This window comes from Aeromonas hydrophila subsp. hydrophila ATCC 7966 (assembly GCF_000014805.1).
Classification (GTDB): Bacteria; Pseudomonadota; Gammaproteobacteria; order Enterobacterales; family Aeromonadaceae; genus Aeromonas; species Aeromonas hydrophila.
In genome coordinates this window covers 695,276-712,268 of the sequence record NC_008570.1, presented here as the reverse complement: position 1 = coordinate 712,268, position 16,993 = coordinate 695,276, and the positions used below count along the sequence as shown (strand labels likewise).

Annotated in this window: 18 protein-coding genes; 5 read left to right on the top strand and 13 right to left on the bottom strand. The window is 61.5% G+C overall.

Annotated elements, in window-relative coordinates; translation table 11 throughout:
• The first annotated feature begins 34 nt into the window (after nt 1–34).
• Nucleotides 35–1,315: an HlyC/CorC family transporter gene (locus AHA_RS03335; RefSeq protein ID WP_011704627.1), complete on the top strand. Its 1,281-nt coding sequence runs from the start codon at nt 35–37 to the stop codon at nt 1,313–1,315.
• Between the two features lie 33 nt (nt 1,316–1,348).
• Here the strand turns inward: AHA_RS03335 and AHA_RS03330 are convergent, their stop codons facing one another.
• Nucleotides 1,349–1,816 (bottom strand): Rrf2 family transcriptional regulator, encoded by a 468-nt coding sequence (locus tag AHA_RS03330; protein ID WP_011704626.1) that lies wholly within the window; start codon nt 1,814–1,816, stop codon nt 1,349–1,351.
• Nucleotides 1,817–1,926: 110 nt separating this feature from the next.
• Between AHA_RS03330 and hmpA the strand changes: the two genes are divergently transcribed.
• Nucleotides 1,927–3,120, top strand: coding sequence for an NO-inducible flavohemoprotein (gene hmpA / locus AHA_RS03325; RefSeq protein WP_011704625.1), 1,194 nt, complete (start codon nt 1,927–1,929; stop codon nt 3,118–3,120).
• A 102-nt stretch (nt 3,121–3,222) separates the two neighbouring features.
• Here the strand turns inward: hmpA and AHA_RS03320 are convergent, their stop codons facing one another.
• The 6 genes from AHA_RS03320 to AHA_RS03295 form a co-directional block, all read right to left on the bottom strand.
• Nucleotides 3,223–3,822: a tetratricopeptide repeat protein gene (locus tag AHA_RS03320; RefSeq protein WP_016349413.1), complete on the bottom strand. Its 600-nt coding sequence runs from the start codon at nt 3,820–3,822 to the stop codon at nt 3,223–3,225.
• 436 nt (nt 3,823–4,258) lie between these two features.
• Complete coding sequence (mdh, locus tag AHA_RS03315) at nt 4,259–5,194, bottom strand: malate dehydrogenase (RefSeq protein WP_011704623.1); 936 nt, start codon at nt 5,192–5,194, stop codon at nt 4,259–4,261.
• A gap of 221 nt (nt 5,195–5,415) precedes the next feature.
• Entirely contained in the window at nt 5,416–6,078 is a 663-nt protein-coding gene (gene artM / locus AHA_RS03310) for an arginine ABC transporter permease ArtM (RefSeq protein ID WP_011704622.1), read from the bottom strand.
• A 2-nt stretch (nt 6,079–6,080) separates the two neighbouring features.
• A complete protein-coding gene (gene artQ, locus AHA_RS03305) occupies nt 6,081–6,731 on the bottom strand; it encodes an arginine ABC transporter permease ArtQ (protein WP_011704621.1) in 651 nt (216 codons plus the stop codon).
• Nucleotides 6,732–6,734: 3 nt separating this feature from the next.
• A complete protein-coding gene (locus tag AHA_RS03300; protein WP_011704620.1) occupies nt 6,735–7,472 on the bottom strand; it encodes a transporter substrate-binding domain-containing protein in 738 nt (245 codons plus the stop codon).
• Nucleotides 7,473–7,497: 25 nt separating this feature from the next.
• Nucleotides 7,498–8,238 (bottom strand): ATP-binding cassette domain-containing protein, encoded by a 741-nt coding sequence (locus AHA_RS03295; RefSeq protein ID WP_005308671.1) that lies wholly within the window; start codon nt 8,236–8,238, stop codon nt 7,498–7,500.
• A gap of 201 nt (nt 8,239–8,439) precedes the next feature.
• Between AHA_RS03295 and argR the strand changes: the two genes are divergently transcribed.
• Nucleotides 8,440–8,910, top strand: a complete 471-nt coding sequence (argR, locus tag AHA_RS03290; protein ID WP_005308670.1) for a transcriptional regulator ArgR — start codon at nt 8,440–8,442, stop codon at nt 8,908–8,910.
• A gap of 86 nt (nt 8,911–8,996) precedes the next feature.
• Here argR and AHA_RS03285 read toward each other — a convergent pair whose 3' ends face one another.
• The 5 genes from AHA_RS03285 to glnK all read right to left on the bottom strand — a co-directional run bounded on the left by AHA_RS03285 (nt 8,997) and on the right by glnK (nt 14,329).
• Complete coding sequence (locus AHA_RS03285; RefSeq protein ID WP_011704619.1) at nt 8,997–9,902, bottom strand: Dyp-type peroxidase; 906 nt, start codon at nt 9,900–9,902, stop codon at nt 8,997–8,999.
• A gap of 103 nt (nt 9,903–10,005) precedes the next feature.
• Complete coding sequence (locus AHA_RS03280; RefSeq protein WP_011704618.1) at nt 10,006–11,040, bottom strand: ABC transporter ATP-binding protein; 1,035 nt, start codon at nt 11,038–11,040, stop codon at nt 10,006–10,008.
• Nucleotides 11,041–11,109: 69 nt separating this feature from the next.
• A complete protein-coding gene (locus tag AHA_RS03275; protein ID WP_011704617.1) occupies nt 11,110–12,735 on the bottom strand; it encodes an ABC transporter permease in 1,626 nt (541 codons plus the stop codon).
• 40 nt (nt 12,736–12,775) lie between these two features.
• Nucleotides 12,776–13,783: a Fe(3+) ABC transporter substrate-binding protein gene (locus tag AHA_RS03270; RefSeq protein WP_011704616.1), complete on the bottom strand. Its 1,008-nt coding sequence runs from the start codon at nt 13,781–13,783 to the stop codon at nt 12,776–12,778.
• Between the two features lie 207 nt (nt 13,784–13,990).
• The gene (gene glnK / locus AHA_RS03265) at nt 13,991–14,329 is read right to left on the bottom strand and encodes a P-II family nitrogen regulator (RefSeq protein ID WP_011704615.1); all 339 of its coding nucleotides are present in this window, start codon (nt 14,327–14,329) and stop codon (nt 13,991–13,993) included.
• 201 nt (nt 14,330–14,530) lie between these two features.
• On the opposite strand from glnK, the gene arfB reads away from it, so the two are divergent.
• Nucleotides 14,531–14,947, top strand: coding sequence for an alternative ribosome rescue aminoacyl-tRNA hydrolase ArfB (gene arfB, locus AHA_RS03260; RefSeq protein ID WP_011704614.1), 417 nt, complete (start codon nt 14,531–14,533; stop codon nt 14,945–14,947).
• 33 nt (nt 14,948–14,980) lie between these two features.
• Nucleotides 14,981–15,475 carry a methylated-DNA--[protein]-cysteine S-methyltransferase gene (locus AHA_RS03255; protein WP_011704613.1) on the top strand — a complete coding sequence of 165 codons (495 nt, stop codon included), beginning with the start codon at nt 14,981–14,983 and terminating at the stop codon, nt 15,473–15,475.
• Nucleotides 15,476–15,737: 262 nt separating this feature from the next.
• On the opposite strand, the gene AHA_RS03250 is transcribed toward AHA_RS03255, so the two are convergent.
• Entirely contained in the window at nt 15,738–16,934 is a 1,197-nt protein-coding gene (locus AHA_RS03250) for a NupC/NupG family nucleoside CNT transporter (protein WP_011704612.1), read from the bottom strand.
• Nucleotides 16,935–16,993 lie beyond the last annotated feature (59 nt).

The following is a 16,993-nucleotide window of genomic DNA, read 5'->3' as shown; positions in this document are numbered from 1 at the left end:
CCCTTTTTATCACCCACTCCCACAGGAGCCCTTCTTGGACAGTATCTCAACGAGTACATTGCTGATTGTTCTCGTTATCTTGATCCTCTTGTCTGCTTTTTTCTCCAGTTCCGAAACCGGCATGATGTCCCTCAACCGCTACAAGTTGCGGCATCTGGCCCAGACCAAACACAAGGCCGCCCGCCGGGTAGAAAAGCTGCTCTCCCGCCCGGATCGCCTGCTGGGGCTGATCCTGATCGGCAACAATTTGGTCAACATTCTCGCCTCGGCCATCGCCACCATCGTCTGTATCCGCGTCTTCGGCGATCTCGGGGTGGCCATCGCCACCTTCGGCCTGACCCTGATCGTGCTGGTGTTTGGTGAAGTGACCCCCAAGACCCTGGCGGCCATGTTCCCGGAGAAGATTGCCTACCCAGCCTCCTGGGTGCTCAAGGGGCTGATGGTGCCGCTCTCGCCGCTGGTCTGGCTGATCAACGGCATCACCAGCGGCCTGCTCAAGCTGCTGCGGCTCAACCCCAGCAAGGATGACGCCCTCAATACCGAGGAGCTGCGCACCATCGTCAACGAGGCCGGCAGCCTCATCCCCCAGCGTCATCAGGAGATGCTGCTCAGCATTCTGGATCTGGACAAGATGACGGTGGAACACATCATGGTGCCGCGCAGCGAGATCTACGCCATCGACATCAACGACGACTGGAAAACCATACTGCGCCAGCTGGCCCACTGCGCCCACACCAAGATCCTGCTCTATCGCGACAACATCGACGACGTGGTGGGCTTTCTGCACGCCCGCGACGCACTGCGGCTGATGGCCAGGGATCAGTTCAACAAGTCGAGCCTGCTGCGGGAGGTGGACGAGATCTACTTCATCCCGGAGGGAACGCCGCTCAACGTCCAGCTGGCCAAGTTCCAGCGCAACAAGGAGCGGATCGGCCTCATCGTTGACGAGTACGGCGACATTCAGGGACTGATCACCCTGGACGACATTCTGGAAGAGATAGTGGGCGACTTCACCACCTCCATGACCCCCGCTCCCAGCGACGAGATCCACCCCCAGCCGGACGGCTCCTTCCTGGTGGAGGGCTCGGCCAGCATCCGCGAGCTGAACAAGGAGATGAGCTGGCAACTGCCCATCGACGGGCCCAGAACGCTCAATGGCGCCATCCTGGAATACCTGGAGGAGATCCCCCAGCCCAACATCAGCCTGCGGCTGGCCGGTTACCCCATCGAGATCCTGGAAGTGGAGAACAATATGGTGAAGATGGCGCGGATAATGCCTGATTTATACCGTAACGAGTCTGGCTTTGAAGATTGAAAAAAGGCTGCCACTGGCAGCCTTTTTGCTTGCTCACTCGCTCTCTTCATCCGGCTCCAGCACCAGAGTCGGAATCAATTCGCCAAATACCTTCTGCAGCTCGTCGCGATTGGCCAGCAGGTCTTGCAGGGTATAGCTGTCCATCACCGCCAGAAAGGCGTTCATCGCCTCCTTCAGGGCATTCTTCAGCAGACAGACCGAGACGATGTGGCAGGCCGGCGAGCCGCAATCTATCCCGTCCAGATTCCCTTCCAGCGCCCGGATCACCTGACCGATGTTGACGGTCTCCGGTGCACAGGCCATCCGGATCCCGCCATTCTTGCCACGCTGGGACTGCAGATAGCCCAGTTTCACCAGCTGGTTCACCACCTTCACCATGTGATTGCGGGAGACGTCATACAAGGCGGAGACCTTGGCCACGCTCGACAATTCGCCCTCCGGCAGGGTCGCCAGATAGAGCAGGGCTCTCAATCCAAAATCGGTATAGCTAGTTAGTCTCATAGTGCCTGTGGCGCATCGCGCGGAAATTGATTATTGATTCAGATCAAATAAACATCTAGGATGCAGCTTATTAAGTGACATTTTAGATGTTCAATTAGCAAGGACCCCCTATGTTAGACCAAGCCACCATCGCCGTCATCAAAAGCACCATCCCTTTGCTCGAATCGGCGGGCCCCGCGCTCACCCAGCACTTCTACCAGCGCATGTTCAGCCATAACCCCGAACTGAAGGACATTTTCAACCTGGCGCACCAGCGCAGCGGCGGCCAGCCGCTGGCGCTGTTCAATGCGGTGGCAGCCTATGCCAAGAACATCGACAACCTGGGGGCACTGGCCGGGGCCGTGGAGCGTATCGCCCACAAGCACACGGGTTTCCTGATCCAGCCAGAACAATATCACATTGTAGGTAGTCATCTCTTGGCCACGCTCAAAGAATTGGGTGGAAGTGCGGTCACCGACGAGGTGCTGGATGCCTGGGGCAAGGCGTATGGCGTGCTCGCCAGCATCTTCATCGGCCGCGAGAGCGAGATTTATCAGGAGAAGGCGAGCCAGGCAGGTGGCTGGCAGGGTTCCCGCCCCTTCCTGATCAAGGAGAAGCGGGTCGAGAGCGAACTCATCACCTCCTTCCTGCTGGCGCCGGTGGATGGCAAGCCGGTCCTGGACTTCAAGCCGGGCCAGTACCTCAGCATCAAGCTGGTCCACCCCGAGCTGGAATATCAGGAGATCCGCCAGTACTCCCTCTCCGATGCGCCCAATGGCCAGCACTACCGCATCAGCGTCAAGCGCGAGCCACAGGGTCAGGTTTCCAACCTGCTGCACGATCATCTGCAAGCGGGTGACAAGATTGAGGTGATGCCCCCCACCGGCGACTTCTACCTGAAAGCCGATGGCCATACCCCGGTGGTGCTGCTCTCGGCCGGTGTGGGTATCACGCCGATGATGAGCATGCTCAACCAACTGCTGGCGAAGGGCCATCAGGCCGACATCACCTGGCTGCACGCCTGTGAACAGGGTGCTGTGCATGCCTTCAGGGAGGATATTCAGCAAAAGTCCCGCCAAAACGCCAACCTGCTGAGCCGGGTCTGGTATCGGGAGCCGCAGGGCAGTGACGTGCAGGGCGAAGGGTACGACTTTGCCGGTACCATGGATCTGAGAGCAGTGAAGGATCGCATCACGCCGCAGGCCCACTACTACTTCTGCGGTCCCGTCGGCTTCATGCAGGCAGTCAAGCAGCAGCTGATCGCGGCGGGCATTCCGGCCGGCCAGCTCCATTACGAAGTTTTTGGTCCCCACCAAGATCTGTAAGGCGATCTGATCACTATAACCAGATGAGGGGCCAGCCTGTCACGGCACGGCGGCCGGCTCCTCCCGGCCCACGGATGCAGATCCGTGGGTCATTTTTTTGGCTCAGTGCATCGCCTTGGCACGGGCGATGGCGTTGGCCGGCATCCGGTTGCCGAGCCGGCTCAGCAGGCTGGTCGCCTTCTGGTGCAGCGCCTTGTCGCCGATCACCGTGCTGTGCAACCAGTGGTAGGCCTCTTCATAGTCGAGCGGGCTGCCCATTCCCTGCAGCAGCATCTCCACCCACTCTATCTGCGCCCGCTGGAAGCCCAGGCTGGCGGCCTCCCGCATCAGGGTCTCAGCCTTGAGCAGATCCTTTTGCACCAGCGTGCCTTTCCAGTAGTAACGGCCCAGCTGTTCCAGTGCCGGCGCCAGCCCCTGATTGGCCGCCTCCCACATGAATTTGACCCCCAGCTCCGCATTGGGCTTGATACAGACCCCCCAGGCCAGCATGTCCCCCCACAAAAACTGATAGGCAGGCACCTTCATCACCTCGGCCCGCACCTCGATATCCTGGGTAAGCTGACACCTGTCCTGCTTCACCTGCTGCAGGTGACGCCCCTGCTCAATCCAGTTGAGCAGCTCGTCCTGGCGATAGAGCGGCACCGCCTGCAGCGTGCCGCTGTCCACATTCAGCCCACTGCTGCTGCTCGGGGTACTGGTCATGGGGCGGCTATTGGGTGAGCGCCCACTATCCGTGGCGGCAGGTGCAGGAATGGGGGCCGCTGCCGGCGCATCGGCCGTCGCCGGACTGGCCGATGGTGGAGCCGTGGTATCCGCAGCCGCCGGCACAGCGGCCGCAGCAGATGGCACCGCCGCCTCCGGCTGCGCCGGCGTGCTGGCCGCTGCGGAGGCGGCCACGGCCCCGCTCGTCGCGGCGGCGGCAGAGGCGGAAGGCTCGGCCCCCTGCGCCTGGCTCGTCAGCAATGGGGGCGTCAGCAAACAGAGAAGGCCGACAAGGGTAATGGGTTTCATCATAAGGATCTCCTGCAGCACCCTGTTATCGGCAGCCGGTGGCATCCCCTTAGGCCGGCGCCGCCTGCATCCGTCACCATAACGACAAAGGGGAGCCGAAGCTCCCCTTGCTGTCCATCCGGACACCTTACTTGACGAACTCGACACCCAGCTGGATATCGGCTTTCAGGGTGGCCAGCATGCCATCCATCGCCTCTTGTTCAAAGGCGCTCAGCTTGCCGTAGTCCAGCACGGTTTCGACACCGTTCTTGCCCAGCAGGATCGGCTGTGCAAAGAAGGTGGCGTGTTTGCCGTCGCCTTCCACGTAGGCGCACTCGATGACGTTGGCTTCACCCTGCAGACCCTTGATGAGCGACAGACCGAAACGGCAGGCAGCCTGGCCCATGGAGAGGGTAGCGGAACCGCCACCGGCCTTGGCTTCCACCACTTCGGTACCGGCGTTCTGGATACGCTTGGTCATGGCGGCCACTTCGTCAGCGGTGAAGCTGGCACCTTCAATCTGGGAGAGCAGCGGCAGAATGGTCACGCCACTGTGGCCACCGATCACGTTGACGCGCACCTTGTCGACGTTCAGACCCTTGGCCTCGGCCACGAAGGTCTCGGCACGGATCACGTCCAGAGTGGTGACGCCGAACAGGCGACGCTTGTCATAGACACCGGCTTTCTTCAGCACTTCGGCAGCGATGGCGACCGTAGTGTTGACCGGGTTGGTGATGATGCCAATCAGCGCTTTCGGGCAGGAGGCCGCGCACTTTTCCACCAGGTTCTTGACGATGCCGGCGTTGATGTTGAACAGGTCGGAACGATCCATGCCGGGCTTGCGAGCCACGCCGGCGGAGATCAGCACGACATCGGCGCCGACCAGAGCCGGGCTCGGATCTTCACCGCAGAAACCTTTTACTTTCACGTCAGTCGGGATATGGCTCAGATCGACCGCCACGCCCGGGGTCACCGGAGCGATGTCATACAGGCTCAATTCGGAACCAGCAGGCAGACGGTTTTTCAACAGCAGAGCGAGGGCTTGGCCGATGCCACCGGCGGCACCCAGAACGGCAACTTTCATGATCAACTCCATGTTTAAGCGTAGGTTTAAGGTTGTTTCTTGTTGTGCGCCCAACCTTAAAGGATCCCCCCCTAAAAAACAATCTGATAACAGTTGTAATCACAGGTTCTGTGAGCCAATAAACAGGCGGCGAATAAAAATGGGGGGAAATGCAAAAAATTGGAGGGGAAGCACAGATTTCCTGCACTTCCCCTCACCATTAATAGGTAGATCTACCGACTTCAGCCCTGGAAGGCCAGCGCCCTGCGTTCACACCAACGAAAACCAATTGTTAACAATCCGTTCATGGTCAGGTAGAGGGCACCGGCCACGGTGAACACCGCCAGGGTGTCATAGGTCTGGGCATTGAGGCGCTGGGCCAGCCCCATCACATCCATGATGGTGATGGTACTGGCGAGCGAACTCCCCTTGAGCACCAGGATCACCTCGTTGGAGTAGGCGGGCACCAGCCGCCGGGCGGCGTGACGCACCTTCATCCACAAAGTCTGGCCGGCGGAGAAGCCGAGCGCGCGGCAGGCCTCTACCTCACCGGCCGGGATCGCATCGAGCGCCCCCTTGAACAGCCGGGTGGAGTAGGCGGCGGTATTGAAGCCGAGCGCCAGCACGGCGCAGAACCAGGGCTGCTTGAGCAGCGGCCAGAGCGGCCCCTCTTTGAGCCAGGCAAACTGGCCCGGCCCGTAGTAGATGAGGAAGATCTGGATCAGCAGCGGCGTGCCGGTGAAGATCAGCACCCACAGCTGCACCAGCTGGGTCACCACCGGAATGCGACGCTCCAGCACCCAGGTCATGGCTGCTGCCATCAGCACACCGAGCAGCAGGCTGAATGCCGTGAGTTGCAGGGTAATCGCCAGGCCACCCAGCAGGGTCATCAGGTAATCCTGCATGATCAGCCTCCGTAACGACGGGTGTAACGGGACGCCTGCTTCAAGCCAAACTCACTCACCAGGCTGATGGCCAGGTAGATGAGGGCCGCCGCGGCATACCAGGTGAAGGGTTGATAGGTACTGGCCGAGGCCATCTGGGCCTGGCGCATCATCTCGTTCACCCCGATGAGGGAGACCAGTGCGGTATCCTTGAGCAGCACCAGCCACTGATTGCCGAGCCCCGGCAGGGCGTGCCGCCACGCCTGGGGCAGCACGATGCGAAAGAAGATGTGACGCTTGCCAAGGCCGAGCGCCAGTGCCGCCAGCCGCTGCCCGGCGGGCACCGCATTGAGGGCGGCCCGCAGGGTCTGGGTGGCGTAGCTGGCGAACAGCAGGGAGAGCGCCAGTACGCCGCAGGCGAACGGGCTGAACTCCACATACTCACCGGTGATGAGGAACAGCACCTGGGTCGAGCCGAAGTAGATGAACAGCACCACCAGCAGCTCGGGCAACCCTCGGATCAGCGTGGTGAGGGTGGCCACCGGCCACACCAGCGCGCGCTGCTTGCTCAGTTCGGCGGCGCTGAACGCCAGCGCCAGCACCATGCCCCCGACCAGGGATGCCAAGGCCAGCCCGAGGGTCATCCAGGCTGCATCCAACAACAGGCTCAACATGGCTTAGTGCGCGAAATATTTGTCGTAGATCTTCTGATAGGTGCCGTTGGCCTTGATGTCGGCCAGCCCCTTGTTCAGCTGAGTCAGCAGCTCCTGATTGCCCTTGGCCACCGCGATGCCAAAACCGGTACCGAAGTACTTCGCGTCAGTCACCGGCGTGCCGATAACGGCATACTCCTTGTGCTGCTTGAGCCAGTCGGCGGCAACTGCGGTATCGGCAAACACGCCGTCGGTGCGGCCGTTCATCATGTCGAGGAAGGCGCTCTGGTAGCTGGCGTAAGGTACGGTCAGCAGACCCTTGCTCACCCAGTTGTCAACCAGATAGGACTGGTGGGAAGTGCCGTTCTGCACGCCGACGGTCTTGTCCACCAGCTCTTCCGGCCCCTTGAAGGCGCCCTTCTTGGTCACGAACACCGCGGAGTTCTGGTAATAGATGTCGGAGAAATCGACCTGGGCGGCCCGCTCCGGGGTCACGTCCATGGCGGCGATGGCGGCGTCATAGCGACGGAATTTCAGGCTGGGGATCAGGCTGTCGAAGGCCTGGTTGTGGAAGCTGCACTCCAGCTTGGCCTGTTCACAGATGGCGCGGGCCAGATCGATGTCAAAACCCTGGAACTCGTTCTTGTCGTCCAGGTATTCGAACGGCGCGTAGGTGGCCTCGGTGGCGAACTTGATCTCCTTGGCCAGCACCGAGGTGCTCAGCAGGCCCATGGCGGCGACCAGCAACAGACTCTTTTTCATGACAGCTTCCTTATCGATTTGAATATCAATGCATCAAGAATTCGGCAAACCGGCTGGTTTGCGGGGCTTGGAAAATGGCGGCGGAGCCGGCTTCGATGATCCGCCCCTTCTCCAGATAGATCACCTGGCTGGCCACCTTGCGGGCGAACTCCACCTCGTGGGTCACCACTACCTGGGTGATCCCGGTCTGGCCCAGGTTGCGGATGATCTCCGCCACTTCCTTGGTGATCTCGGGGTCGAGTGCTGCGGTCGGTTCGTCAAACAGCAGCACCTGGGGGTCCATCATCAGGGTACGGGCGATGGCTACCCGCTGCTGCTGACCACCAGACAGCCGAGCCGGCCAGGCGTCGCGCTTGTCGGCCAGTTGCAGCTGGGCCAGCAGATAGCCCCCCTTCTCCATGGCCGCCGCCTTGCTCATGCCGAGCAGCTTGACCGGCGCCTCGATGAGGTTCTCCATCACGGTGAGATGGGGCCACAGATTGTACTGCTGGAACACCATGCCCACCTTGCGCCGCAGCGCCTGGGTCTGGCGGTTGAACTCGGCGGTGGAGAGGCTGGACGGGAAAGAAAATTCACTTTCACCGATGCGCAGAACACCGGCATCCGGGGTGTCCAGCAGGTTCATCATGCGCAGCAGAGAACTCTTGCCGGCACCGCTCGGGCCCAGCAGCACCAAGGTCTCACCGGGAGCGGTCCGAAAGCTGACCTGTTGCAGTACCGGCACCTTGTGCCAGGATTTTTCGATACCGATTAATTCAATACCCATACAGCCCAATTGAATAAGTTTTCAAAATTTCGTCCTGATTCTAACGCTGGCATGGGTGGATGCAAGCTATATTTGAATCAATATGCAGAACAAGCGCCGCTTCCTTGCAAAAATAGGCATATGAATGCAAAATGGGCACGCTGTTCATATCTGCCGCCTGAGCGTGACAGGCAGCCAAACCTCCTCATTCGTGAGTCCAAGATGAAGCATAACGACAAGCAAGAAAAACTGGCCAAGGCCTTTAAAGCCTTGCTGAAAGAAGAACGATTTGGCTCCCAGGCAGAGATAGTGACTGCCCTGCAAGAGATGGGCTTCGAAAACATCAACCAGTCCAAGGTATCGCGCATGCTGAGCCGCTTCGGCGCCGTTCGCACCCGCAATGCCAAGATGGAGATGGTCTACTGCCTGCCGGTGGAACTGGGCGTGCCCACCACCTCCAGCCCGCTCAAGAATCTGGTGCTGGATGTCGACCACAACGGTGCCCTGGTGGTGATCCACACCAGCCCGGGTGCGGCCCAGCTGATCGCCCGCCTGCTCGACTCCCTCGGCAAGGCCGAAGGGATCCTCGGCACCATCGCCGGTGACGACACCATTTTCATCACCCCGACCAGCGACACCGACATCGAAGAGCTCTACCTCTCCGCCCTCGAGCTGTTCGAACAGACGCCGTAATGGTTGCCGCCGCGTCATCGCGGTCCAGCCAAAACGCAAAATCCCGGCCAAGGCCGGGATTTTTGTTATCTGCAGGTGGGCGAGCCTTATTTGCCCTGCGCCACCAGAAAATCTTCTGAAGGGGCGAAGAAGGCTGCGCCGGTCACCGCTTTGGTGAAGCGCAGCAGGTGATCGAAGTGACTGCCCTCCCCCTTGTACATGCTGGCCAGCATGGCGTTGAAGTGCTGCGGGGTGCGGCAGCAGGAGATGAAGTAGAGCCCCTGCTCTGTCATGGTGCCCCAGGGCATGCTCTGGCGCAGTATCTCCATGGACTCGCCCTTCGGGGTCTTGAGGTTGACCCGCTTGATGTGGGCGGTCAGCGGCTTGTCGGCCGACTCGTACTCGATGTTGTCGACCTTGGTGCGACCTATGATGTCTTCCTGCTCCTTCAGTGCCAGCTTCTCCCAGTCGCTCATGGCGTGGACCCAGCGCTGCACGTGGATGTAGGAGCCGCCGGCAAACTCGCCGCCGGCCAGCAGCGCCACTTCGGCGCGGTGCTCATCCTGCGGGTTCTCGGTGCCGTCGACGAAACCGGTCAGATCGCGGCAGTCGAGGTTGCGAAAACCGCGCACCTCTTCCGCCAGCGCCACCAACCCCGCCAGCAGGGCCATGACGCGCTGACCGGCGTGATGCAGCACATCGACCCGATCGGCGCGCAGTTGCACGAACAGATCGAACGGGGTATTGGGCGCCTCCTGGCCGTTGGCGGATTGCGCCATGAAGCCGCGGAACTGGGGCGGACGGGCGGCAGGATAGAGGCCATCCCAGGCATCGGCACCGACGGCCACCAGACCGCTGAAGCCGGCAGCGGGGAAATCGGCGGCCACCGCCTCCCACAGGGCCGGCAACCCGGCCAGACGGGCTACCAGCTCGGCGGCGTCACCGGTGCGGTTGAACATCAGATAGAGGGCGTGCAGATTGGGCTCGGCACAGATCCCGGCTTGGGCTTTCATATATCTCTCCCCTGAACAGACATTGGCGATATGGGCGGTTAGCGTTGCGCGATTATAAACCAGCGCGGTTCCAGTTCATTGATTTCACGACGATATCACGCGTTCAGGGTAAAGGGTCAAACAACACCAGTACGTGGGGCGTTACTCTGACCCGCGCCCGCGCGCCCTCCAGCGGCTCGCCGATGCTCGCCTCCAGCCGCAGCTCGCCACTCTCGAACAGCACCCGGCAGTGATGGCCGAGGAACTGCTGCTCCACCACCTTGAGCTCTCCATCCGCGGCGCTTTCCAGCAGCAGCTGCTGGGGCCTGAGCATCAATTGCAGCAGCTCACCCACTGCCCGGCCATGGGGCTCGCTGCCGCAGATGACCCCGAGTGCCGTGCGCACGCAGTGGCTGTCCACCACCTCGGCCGCCAGGTAATTGACCCCGCCGAGAAACTCCGCCACGAAGCGGTTCTGCGGGCGGCGATAGAGCTGCTCCGGCTGGCCCACCTGCTCGATGTGACCCGCGCGAAACAGCGCCAGCCGATCGGCGAAGGCAAAGGCCTCTTCCTTGCTGTGGCTGACGAAGATGGCGCCGATCCCCTGCTGCTTGAGCAGGGCGCGGATCTCGAGGATCAACTTCATCCGCACCTGGGTGTCGATGTTGGAGAAAGGTTCATCCAGCAGCATCAGCCGCGGCTTGCATACCAGCGCCCGGGCGATGGCCACCCGCTGCTGCTGGCCACCGGAGAGCTGGTGCGGATAGCGATCTCCCAACCCCTGCAGATTGACCAGCGCCAGCGCCTCTTCAACCTGTTGCTGACGGGCACGGCGATCGAGCTTGGTCAGGCCAAAGCCGACATTGTCGGCCACCGTCAGGTGGGGAAAGAGGGCGTAATCCTGAAAGATCATGCCGATGTTGCGCGCCTCGGGCGGCACGCTGGCACCCGGCCCGTCGAGCAGGGTATCGCCGAGGCGGATCGTGCCCTCCGCCAGCGGCAGCAGGCCGGCGATGGCCTTGAGCAGCGTGGTCTTGCCGCAGCCGCTCGCCCCCAGCAGGCAGACGATCTCGTTGTCTGCCACCGTCAGGGAGAGCAGTTCCAGCACATTGCGGCCGTTGTAACGGCAACTGACATTTTCAACCTGCAAACAGGACAAGGCTGACTTCCTCATATTCTTTTGAACCAGACCGACCGGCGGCCGGACAACATTCCAGTGTGGGCTAACTCAGTGCCCTGCACCATCCAGGTTGCGGTTGACCCAGATCAGCGGCAGCAGCCCCACCAGCACGATGACGATGGCACCGAGCGCGCCGCGCTCCAGCATCTCGTCCGACACAAACTGGTAGACATGGGTCGCCAGGGTGTCGAAGTTGAACGGCCGCAACAGCAGGGCGGCGGGCAGCTCCTTCATGGATTCGATGAACACCAGCATGGCGCCGGCAAACAGGCCGCGCCGCACCAGCGGCAGGTGCACCCGCCGCAGCATGGCGCCATCCCCCTGCCCCAGGGAGCGGGCCGCCATATCGAGGCTGGGGGAGATCTTGCCCATGCTGCTCTCCACCGAGCCGATGGCGATGGCCACGAAGCGCACCAGATAGCCGAACACGATGGCGGTGATGGTGCCGGTCAGCAGCAGCCCAGGCCCCTGGCGCCCCAGCCACTCGGCCAGATCGTTGATGGCAAAATCGAGGGCGGTGAGCGGCACCAGCACCCCGATGGCGAGCACGGTACCCGGCATGGCGTAACCCATGGCGGCGATGCGCAGCGGCAGCAGGCTCTTGATCCCGCCATCGAGACGACGACAGAAGCCGAGCAGCAGGGCGATGCCCATGGCCAGCAGGGCGGTCAGCGCCGAGATCGCCAAGCTGTTGCTGGCAAAACGGACGAACTCCGGCGTCCACGACAATTCGAAGTAGCGCACGCCGTAGTCCAGCAGGATGACGAACGGCAGGCCGAAGCCGGCCAATACCAGCCCCCAGCACCAGAGACCGGCCAGCCAACGACTCATCCCCTTGAGCGGGTAGCGCAGCGGCTGTTCGTGGCCCATGGACTTCTGGAACACCTGCTGCCGGCTGCGCGAGCGGCGCTCCAGCGCGATCAGCAGCACCACCGCCAGCAGCATCAGACAGGAGAGCTTGGCGGCAGTGGCCAGACTGCCGTAACCGAGCCAGGTGTCGTAGACCGCCGTGGTCAGGGTATTGATGGCAAAGAAGTGGACGGTGGCAAAATCGGCCAACGTCTCCATCGCCACCAGCGATAACGCCACCATGATGGCGGGGCGCGCCAGCGGCAGGCTGAGGCGGCGAAAGCTCTGCCAGGGGGAGCAACCGAGCAGGCGGCTGGAGTGAATGAGGCTGACCGACTGCTCCAGAAAAGAGGCGCGGGTCAGCAGATAGACGTAGGGGAAGAGCACCAGCGCCAGCACCCAGGCGGCGCCGCCGAGGGAGCGGATGGCCGGGAACCAGTAGTCGGCCGGCCCGCCCCAGCCAACCAGCTGCCGCAACCCCGCCTGCAGCGGGCCCGAGTAGTCGAGCAGGTCGGTGTAGACGTAGGCGACGATATAGGAGGGCATGGCCATCGGCAGCATCAGCGCCCACTGCAGGGCGCGCCGCCCAGGCACCTGGCACATGGCCACCAGCCAGGCGGTCGGCACACCGAACAGCAGGCTGAGCAGCACCACGCCGACCACCAGCCCCAGGGTATTGGCCAGATAGTCGAACAGCACGGTATCGGCGAGGTGGCCAAACAGATCTCCGTCGGCCAACAAGGCGGAGAAGACCAGAGCAAGCACCGGCAAAGCCAGCAGCAGGGCGCTGGCCCAGCTGCCGGTAATCCATCCAAAATTTTTCATGAGACCACAGAGGTTGATGGGGCCCTTGGCCCCATCTGAATTACAAGTCGAATTTCACTTCATCCAGCAACTGCAAGGCGTCCTTGCGGTGCTTGGCGTAATCGCTGACCGGTAGCGCATCAGACTTGAAGCTGCCCCAGGACTTGACCATGGCGGAAGGCTCGACCCCGGCCTTGACCGGATACTCGGCGTTCACGTCCGCATACATGTGCTGGGCGGTGTCGCCGGCCAGGAACTCCATCAGCTTCTGGGCCTCGGCCTTGTTCTTGGCGTACTTGGTCATGGCCACGCCGCTCACGTTGACGTGGGCGCCGCGGTCAGCCTGGTTCGGGAAGTTGATGTAGACGGCATCCGCCCAGGCTTTCTGCGCCGGATCCTTCAACATGGCGCCCAGGTAATAGCTGTTGCCGAGCGACAGGTCACAGATACCATCCTTGATCGCCTTGACCTGATCCCGGTCGTTGCCCTGCGGCTTGCGCGCCAGGTTGGCCTTGACCCCTTCCAGCCAGCTCCTGGTCTCGGCCATGCCGTGATGAGCGATCATGGAGGAGACCAGCGCCACATTGTACTCATGCTTGCCGCTGCGGGTGCAGATTTTTCCTTTGAATTCAGGCTTGGCCAGATCTTCGTAGCTGATGGTATCGAGCTTGCCGAGACGATCCTTGCTGGAATAGATGGCGCGCACCCGGGTAGTCAGCGCGAACCAGCGGTTGTCCGGATCGCGATAGATGGCGGGGATGTTCTCCTGCAGGATCTTGCTGTCCACCGGCTGCACCAGCCCCTTGTCCACCAGATCGGTCAGCCGGCTGATGTCGACGGTCAGCATCAGATCCGCCGGGGAGAGCTTGCCTTCCCGCTCCAGACGCTCGTTCAGCCCCTCTTTGGCGAACACCACGTTGACCTTGATGCCCGATTCCTTCTCGAACTGCTGGATGATGGGCTTGATCAGCTCATCCTGCCGGTTGGAGTAGACATTCACCTCCCCTGCCGCCAATGCCGACTGAGCCACCAACGCAGAGAAAGCCAGTGCCAACATCTTCATTTTCATCATCCATTCCTTGAGTTGCTATATCGAGTGAGAACCATTGCTGTTTGCATTTTGCATTGAGCTCGACAGCCGGATCAAGAAATCCTGATGTGGCGGAATCACATATTTAAACCCTGTTCAAACAAAGGGGCCGGATAGAATCCTATCTGGCCCCACCATGGAGTCAATCAGCGACAACGTACCGATCATTCGCCCCATCCAGCGCGATCAGAGCGCCTCGTCGTCGCTCTCACCGGTCCGAATGCGCACGGCCTGCAGCAGGTCGTAGACGAAGATCTTGCCATCACCGATCTTGCCGGTATAGGCGGCCTTGCAGATCGCCTCGATCACCCCTTCGACGTTGTCGTCGGCCGTCGCTATCTCCAGCTTTACCTTGGGCAGGAAGTCGACCTGATACTCGGCTCCCCGGTATAATTCGGTGTGCCCCTTCTGGCGGCCAAACCCTTTGACCTCGGACACGGTCAGACCCTCGACCCCCAGGTTGGCGATGGCCTCGCGCACGTCGTCCAACTTGAAGGGTTTGATAATCGCAGTAATCAGCTTCATCTGGTTGCTCCCAATCCATGGTATGTCATGAATGGGGAATCAATTCTTGTGCCAAGTCTTTTTATTGTTTAATTTCAAAAAGATAGCATTTACGTCTGGAGCAGGACTCTCCCGGCATCACCAAGGGAGCGCATCTCGCCCCATTATGAGGCACCAAGCTGAGCCAGCCACAGCCGATGCACCAAACAAGAGCACCGCAGTATGTTAGTCATCTCCAACAGCGTTACCCTGCCCTGGCATGAACTGCAATTCCAGACCATGCGGGCACAGGGCAACGGTGGCCAGCACGTCAACAAGACCGACTCCGCCGTCTGGTTGCGCTTCGATTACCGCAACTCCCCCAGCCTCACCCCGCTCTACAAGGAGGGGCTCGACAAGCTGAGCGACAGCCGGGTTCACGACGGTTTTATCATGATCCGGGTCGAGACCCACCGCAGCCAGGACATGAACCGCAAGGAGGCGATGAACCGTCTGGTGGAGCTGCTGAAGAAAGCGGCCTGGCGCCCCAAGGCCCGCCACGCCACCAAGCCGACCCGCAGCTCCCAGCGCAAGCGGGTCGATGCCAAGAAACGCAAGGGGGAGATAAAATCGACCCGCGGCAAGCCGGTAGTGGACTAGCCGGGCCCTTGCCCAACGCCCGAGGATGACAGAATGAAATTCAGTTTTTGCGACAGCGCCCACGGCCCCCTGCTCATCGCCATCGACCGGGACGGGCTGCGCTATGTGGAGTTCGTGCTAGGCGAGCAGCCGGTGACCCCAACCGACGAGTGGCAGCGCGACGATCAGGCGCTGGCCCCCTTCATCGAACAGTTCGCGGCCTACTTCGCCGGTCGCCTGCGCCGCTTCGATCTGCCGCTGGCCGCCCGGGGCACCCCTTTCCAGCAGTCGGTGTGGCGTGCCCTGGGCGACATCCCCTACGGCGAGACCGTCAGCTACCTCGAGATAGCCCAGGCCATCGGCAATCCCAAGGCGGTTCGCGCTGTGGGGGCGGCCAATGGCCGCAATCCGCTCAGCATCATAGTGCCCTGTCACCGGGTGATCGGCCGCAGCGGCGAGCTGACCGGTTATGCCGGCGGCATACCCATCAAACGCTGGTTGCTGGCGCTGGAACAACAGACTGACGACAACTTCGCGCTGACCCCCTGAGCCTCTGAGCAGTCAGTCCCATTGCGTTTAGCAAAATGAACATAGTATGAAGAATCGCCTCAGAAGGGCTTCAGACAGCATCAGGCATCATGGCTTCACACTTGGATGGCATGGCTCATCCCTCATTCAAGTGGCACCCATGTGACGCTTCCAATCTGTCTTTTCCCCGCGCCTCCCTGAGGCGCTTTTTTTTGCCGGCAAACGGCCACAAAAAAGCCCGCCGAAGCGGGCTCTGACCGGAAGGTGCTAGCTTCAGGGTCAATCAGAGGGCGAGGAACAAGCCGGCCAGCGAGGCACTCATCAGGTTCGCCAGCACCCCCGCCAGGATGGCGCGCATGCCGTAACGGGCGATGAAGGATTTGCGCTCCGGCACCATGGCGCCCAGGCCGCCGATCAGGATCGCCATGGAAGAGATGTTGGCGAAACCACACAGGGCGAAGGTGACGATGGCCTTGCTCGACTCGCTCAGGGTCTGATCCTGCACCAGGGCGATGAAGGCGACGAACTCGTTCACCACTATCTTGGTCCCGATCAGGGCGCCGGCGGCCTGAGCCTGCTCCCAGGGGATACCGATCAGCCAGGAGACGGGTGCAAACAGCCAGCCCAGAATGATCTGGAAGCTCAGCTCCAGCCCTACCAGGTCGCCGGCCCAGCCCAGCAGGCCGTTGAGCATGGCGATCACCCCGACGAACGCCAGCAGGGTAGCCCCCACGGCAACCGCGATGTTGAGGCCGGACATGGCGCCATCGGCGGCCGCTTCAATCACGTTAGTGGCGCGCGGGATCACCACGTCCTGATGATGGTCCTGCTCTTCGGCGGCAGGCGGCACCAGGATCTTGGCCATGGCCAGACCGGCCGGTGCCGACATGAAGGCCGCCGCGATCAGGTATTTCAACTCTACCCCGATGCTGGCGTAACCCACCAGGGTACCGCCGGCCACGGAGGCGAGGCCGCAGCTCATCACCGCGAAGAACTGGGAATCGGACATCTTGGAGAGATAGGGTTTGACCACCAGCGGCGCCTCCACCATACCGACGAAGATGTTGGCGGTGGCGGAGAGGCTCTCGGCGCGGCCGGTGCCCAGCAGCTTCTGCAGGCCACCGCCGAGCAGGGCGATCACTTTCGGCATCAGGCCGATGTGGTAGAGGATGGCGATCACCGCGGAAAAGAAGATGATGACCGGCAGCACGTTGAAGGCAAAGATGAAGCCCAGCTTGAACTTGGCCAGATCGCCGAACAGGAAGGCGATCCCCTCCTGACCGTAACCGATCACGCTGCTGACGCTTTCGCTCACCCCGTTCAGCACGTGCTGACCGGCGGGCAGCCAGAGCACCAGGCCGGCGAAGAGGATCTGCAGGCAGAGGGCCAGGCCCACTGTTCGCAACGGGATACGACGACGATTATCAGAGCAGAGCGTGGCCACGGCCAGAATGCTCAGGATGCCGAGCAGGGCAATCATAGGGACTCCATCAGGTGGGGCGAAAGATGGGCGCGGATTCTGCGCTCCCGGCCTCGCCA

Bases quoted from the DNA above. Each gene is read 5' to 3' on its own strand.
- AHA_RS03250 (WP_011704612.1), bottom strand. From the start codon at position 16,934: ATGATTGCCCTGCTCGGCATCCTGAGCATTCTGGCCGTGGCCACGCTC.
- argR (WP_005308670.1), top strand. From the start codon at position 8,440: ATGAAGCATAACGACAAGCAAGAAAAACTGGCCAAGGCCTTTAAAGCC.
- AHA_RS03330 (WP_011704626.1), bottom strand. From the start codon at position 1,816: ATGAGACTAACTAGCTATACCGATTTTGGATTGAGAGCCCTGCTCTAT.
- AHA_RS03275 (WP_011704617.1), bottom strand. From the start codon at position 12,735: ATGAAAAATTTTGGATGGATTACCGGCAGCTGGGCCAGCGCCCTGCTG.
- mdh (WP_011704623.1), bottom strand. From the start codon at position 5,194: ATGAAAGTTGCCGTTCTGGGTGCCGCCGGTGGCATCGGCCAAGCCCTC.
- AHA_RS03255 (WP_011704613.1), top strand. From the start codon at position 14,981: ATGAAATTCAGTTTTTGCGACAGCGCCCACGGCCCCCTGCTCATCGCC.
- AHA_RS03300 (WP_011704620.1), bottom strand. From the start codon at position 7,472: ATGAAAAAGAGTCTGTTGCTGGTCGCCGCCATGGGCCTGCTGAGCACC.
- artQ (WP_011704621.1), bottom strand. From the start codon at position 6,731: ATGTTGAGCCTGTTGTTGGATGCAGCCTGGATGACCCTCGGGCTGGCC.
- AHA_RS03285 (WP_011704619.1), bottom strand. From the start codon at position 9,902: ATGAAAGCCCAAGCCGGGATCTGTGCCGAGCCCAATCTGCACGCCCTC.
- AHA_RS03270 (WP_011704616.1), bottom strand. From the start codon at position 13,783: ATGAAAATGAAGATGTTGGCACTGGCTTTCTCTGCGTTGGTGGCTCAG.
- AHA_RS03295 (WP_005308671.1), bottom strand. From the start codon at position 8,238: ATGGGTATTGAATTAATCGGTATCGAAAAATCCTGGCACAAGGTGCCG.
- AHA_RS03320 (WP_016349413.1), bottom strand. From the start codon at position 3,822: ATGACCAGTACCCCGAGCAGCAGCAGTGGGCTGAATGTGGACAGCGGC.
- hmpA (WP_011704625.1), top strand. From the start codon at position 1,927: ATGTTAGACCAAGCCACCATCGCCGTCATCAAAAGCACCATCCCTTTG.
- arfB (WP_011704614.1), top strand. From the start codon at position 14,531: ATGTTAGTCATCTCCAACAGCGTTACCCTGCCCTGGCATGAACTGCAA.
- glnK (WP_011704615.1), bottom strand. From the start codon at position 14,329: ATGAAGCTGATTACTGCGATTATCAAACCCTTCAAGTTGGACGACGTG.
- artM (WP_011704622.1), bottom strand. From the start codon at position 6,078: ATGCAGGATTACCTGATGACCCTGCTGGGTGGCCTGGCGATTACCCTG.